The organism is Arsenophonus sp. ENCA (assembly GCF_002287155.1).
GTDB classification, from domain to species: domain Bacteria; phylum Pseudomonadota; class Gammaproteobacteria; order Enterobacterales; family Enterobacteriaceae; genus Arsenophonus; species Arsenophonus nilaparvatae.
Genome location: NZ_NHNG01000480.1, coordinates 1 through 3,123, shown reverse-complemented (window position 1 = coordinate 3,123; position 3,123 = coordinate 1). Strand labels below are relative to the sequence as shown.

Below are 3,123 nucleotides of genomic sequence, written 5' to 3'. Positions count from 1 at the left end.
AGCACCCACGACAGTCAGCATTTCGAAAGGGTCATTGACAAGGCCAACACCAATCGCAATATCTACGCCGACCGAGGCTATCCCTCTGCGGAGCGGGAAGCTTGGCTGAAGGCAAACGGCTATAGGAGCCAGATTCAGGGTAAAGGCCATCGAAACAAACCGTTGTCCAAGACTCAGCAAGGGCGAAACCACAGGATTGCAAAGACTAGGGCACGGGTTGAACATGCATTTGCGGCGATGGAACAAATGGGTAGAAAACTGATCCGCACCATTGGACAGGTGCGCGCTAATTTTGCCATGACGATGATGGCAGCATGTTACAACCTAAAGCGGTTGGCGTACTTCCAGAGCGCGTGCATCGTGGCTTTCTGACGCCCAGAATGGGTCAAATGGCCCTAGCCAGGGCAATGTGCGATAGAATCAGTAGCGTGATAATCAAAAAAAATCTAATTATTTAGAATGAAAGCCAAGGGTTAATTGAAAATCTTGAGTTTTTCGAGGTGCCCTATGCTGTTTTGCAAAAATATCTTTTATATTAGTTGGCAATATTTACGCGCTTTTTTACTCATTTATCTCTGCCTAATAATAGGAAACCTAATATCAAATTTACTGCCTTTTTCTCTGCCAGGAAGTATAATTGGCATGCTGGTGTTGTTTAGCTTATTAACCGTCCAAATTATACCTGTCCACTGGATACAACCCGGTTGTCATTTGCTACTCAAAAATATGACATTGCTATTTATTCCAATCGGAGTAGGCATAATGAATTATTATGATATGCTTAGCCCACAAATTATCCCTATTTTACTCTCCTGCATTATTAGTACCTTAATTATTATAATTATTGTTGCTTATAGCTCACACTGTATTCATCGTGAACCTAATATAAATACCTCGAATGCTGGTAAGCAGCAGAAAAAACAAATTAAGCAAAAAAATAGGCCAAATAACGAGTAACAACAATGTTAAATCATATCTGGTGGTCACTACCTTTTACCATTATCGTTTTCTTATTAGCGAGAAAGTTATCCCAAAAATACCGATTAACTATTTTAAACCCGCTGTTAATTTCAATCAGTATCATTATTATTACTTTACTAATAACACATACTTCATATAGCGATTATTTCTCTGGTAGCCGTATTCTCAATGATTTGTTACAGCCGGCAGTTATTGCCTTGGCTTTGCCATTATACGAACAATTACATCAAATTCGTGCTCAATGGAAATCCATTATTAGTGTTTGTTTTATCGCAAGTCTGATTGCTATGGTAACAGGAACCGCTATTGCTTTATGGGCAGGCGCGAGCGTCGAAATGGCTGCTTCAATATTACCAAAATCTGTTACAACACCGATTGCGATGGCGGTTTCACAAGGGATTGGCGGCATATCAGCCATCAGTGCAGCTTGTGTGATTTTAGTTGGCATTTTTGGTGCTATGTTTGGGCATTTACTGTTTGATTTTTTGCGGATAAAAAACCCTATTGCTCGAGGATTAGCGATGGGAGCAACCTCACATGCAGTAGGTACTGCGCGTAGCGCCGAGATAAACTACATTGAAGGTGCCTATAGTTCTCTCGCATTAATGACGTGTGGCATAATCACTTCATTAATTGCCCCTTTCATTTTTCCTTTAATAATCGATTTATTACATTAAATGATTAGCTATAAAAAATGAATAACAACATAGTAATCACTTTCTGTCTATTTTATGTAGAAAAGTTAATCTCACTGGCGGGCGATAACTTTAATTTTTAGGCTATTTTAGCTGAATAAATTTAAATCCAATCTAGCCAGTTGCCATAGTAGTCTTGAACAATGTGTTAAAGTAACTAATTGGAGGTAATTTCAGCTAGTCTGAATATCGTATTTACAAACTTGCTGCCTTCTGACTATTATAAGTCTTATCTAGCAATAAGCTGTTGAATTAATCAGAGGCCTCACATGATAATAAGTAAAATAGCCCTTATTAAGCTGACTTTCTCTATCCTGTAATCTATAGGCATAAATGATGAGGAAATTCCTTATTTATAGCTTACTTACCATTATAGTAACTGCAATCGTTGCTACTCTGGCATTCGATCGTTGGATTAGTTGGAAAACTGCTGACTATATCTATGATGATGTAAAAAAATTACCGCCTCGCAGCGTTGGTATGATTTTAGGTACGTCAAAATATTATTCTGCCGGCTTACCTAATGAGTACTATAAATATCGAATTCAGGGCGCCATTAACGCTTATAATAGTGGTAAAATAAAATACTTGCTGGTTAGCGGTGATAATGCCCATTACAACTATAATGAACCTATCACCATGCGTAGAGATCTGATCTCAGCTGGTATCCCAGCGGCAAAAATTGTGTTAGATTTTGCAGGCTTCAGAACATTGGATTCGGTTGTCCGAACTCATCAAGTGTTTGCCACTAACAACTTTACTATTATTACCCAACGTTTCCATTGTGAAAGAGCATTATTTATCGCTATGAAAAAAGGGATAGATGCGCAGTGCTATGCAGTTTCCTCACCAAAAAAAATCATTAAAGTTCGTTTACGCGAGGTTTTTGCCCGTATTAATGCCCTAATTGATCTCTATATATTAAAAAGTGAACCCCGTTTTTTGGGACAACAGGAATCTATTCCCGCACCGATAAAAATGCCTGATGGCATCAAAGGATATCCTGCCGTTTTACCTGAAGAGCTGAAATAATTTCAACTAGCAAGTAGCAAATTTATTGGTTAAATAACGCCATAACCATTCTATTGGCCCTTGCTTAAAATATTTCAACCAGCTGATGGCAAATATAATATTAATGAACCAAATCAGCGGCACAAAGCTAAGTAATGCTAAACGGCCAAATTGAGCAAAAAAACCAAACCGATAAAAAACAGTGGCACGAGTTTCGCACAAAACTAATTTGGGTACGCTAATAAAACACGGATGTGCTCAGCAATAGCATTTTTGATTACGTCCCAATTTTGTTGATAAAGGGTTATTTTTTCAGATATACGACGTTTATGTTGTTCAAACCACGCAGAAATAGCGAGAAAAATATGATTTCTTTGCGCTCGGCTCGTGCGAGCCTGACAGCGTTCAATACCACAATTTTGTTTAACTTCTCGAT

General features: G+C 38.4%; 5 protein-coding genes and 1 pseudogene. 4 read left to right on the top strand and 2 right to left on the bottom strand.

The genetic code is table 11. The annotated features are described in order from the left end of the window. From CBG25_RS12370 to sanA, 4 genes are all read left to right on the top strand, one after another. A partial coding sequence (locus tag CBG25_RS12370; RefSeq protein WP_290606956.1) for a transposase occupies nt 1-372 on the top strand: 372 nt, incomplete at its 5' end. 135 nt (nt 373-507) lie between these two features. Beyond that, nucleotides 508-957 carry a CidA/LrgA family protein gene (locus CBG25_RS12365; RefSeq protein WP_290606954.1) on the top strand — a complete coding sequence of 150 codons (450 nt, stop codon included), beginning with the start codon at nt 508-510 and terminating at the stop codon, nt 955-957. Between the two features lie 5 nt (nt 958-962). Continuing rightward, complete coding sequence (locus CBG25_RS12360; protein ID WP_290606953.1) at nt 963-1,658, top strand: CidB/LrgB family autolysis modulator; 696 nt, start codon at nt 963-965, stop codon at nt 1,656-1,658. A 354-nt stretch (nt 1,659-2,012) separates the two neighbouring features. Then, nucleotides 2,013-2,708, top strand: coding sequence for an outer membrane permeability protein SanA (gene sanA / locus CBG25_RS12355; RefSeq protein WP_290606951.1), 696 nt, complete (start codon nt 2,013-2,015; stop codon nt 2,706-2,708). 6 nt (nt 2,709-2,714) lie between these two features. Here sanA and CBG25_RS12350 read toward each other — a convergent pair whose 3' ends face one another. Beyond that, nucleotides 2,715-2,909 (bottom strand): DUF418 domain-containing protein, encoded by a 195-nt coding sequence (locus CBG25_RS12350; RefSeq protein WP_366212777.1) that lies wholly within the window; start codon nt 2,907-2,909, stop codon nt 2,715-2,717. A gap of 2 nt (nt 2,910-2,911) precedes the next feature. After that, nucleotides 2,912-3,123, bottom strand: a pseudogene (locus CBG25_RS12345) (hypothetical protein); the annotation flags it as partial.

What these genes read in the sequence shown, in the direction of transcription:
- CBG25_RS12365 (WP_290606954.1), top strand. Translation starts at nt 508, where the DNA reads ATGCTGTTTTGCAAAAATATCTTTTATATTAGTTGGCAATATTTACGC.
- CBG25_RS12360 (WP_290606953.1), top strand. Translation starts at nt 963, where the DNA reads ATGTTAAATCATATCTGGTGGTCACTACCTTTTACCATTATCGTTTTC.
- sanA (WP_290606951.1), top strand. Translation starts at nt 2,013, where the DNA reads ATGAGGAAATTCCTTATTTATAGCTTACTTACCATTATAGTAACTGCA.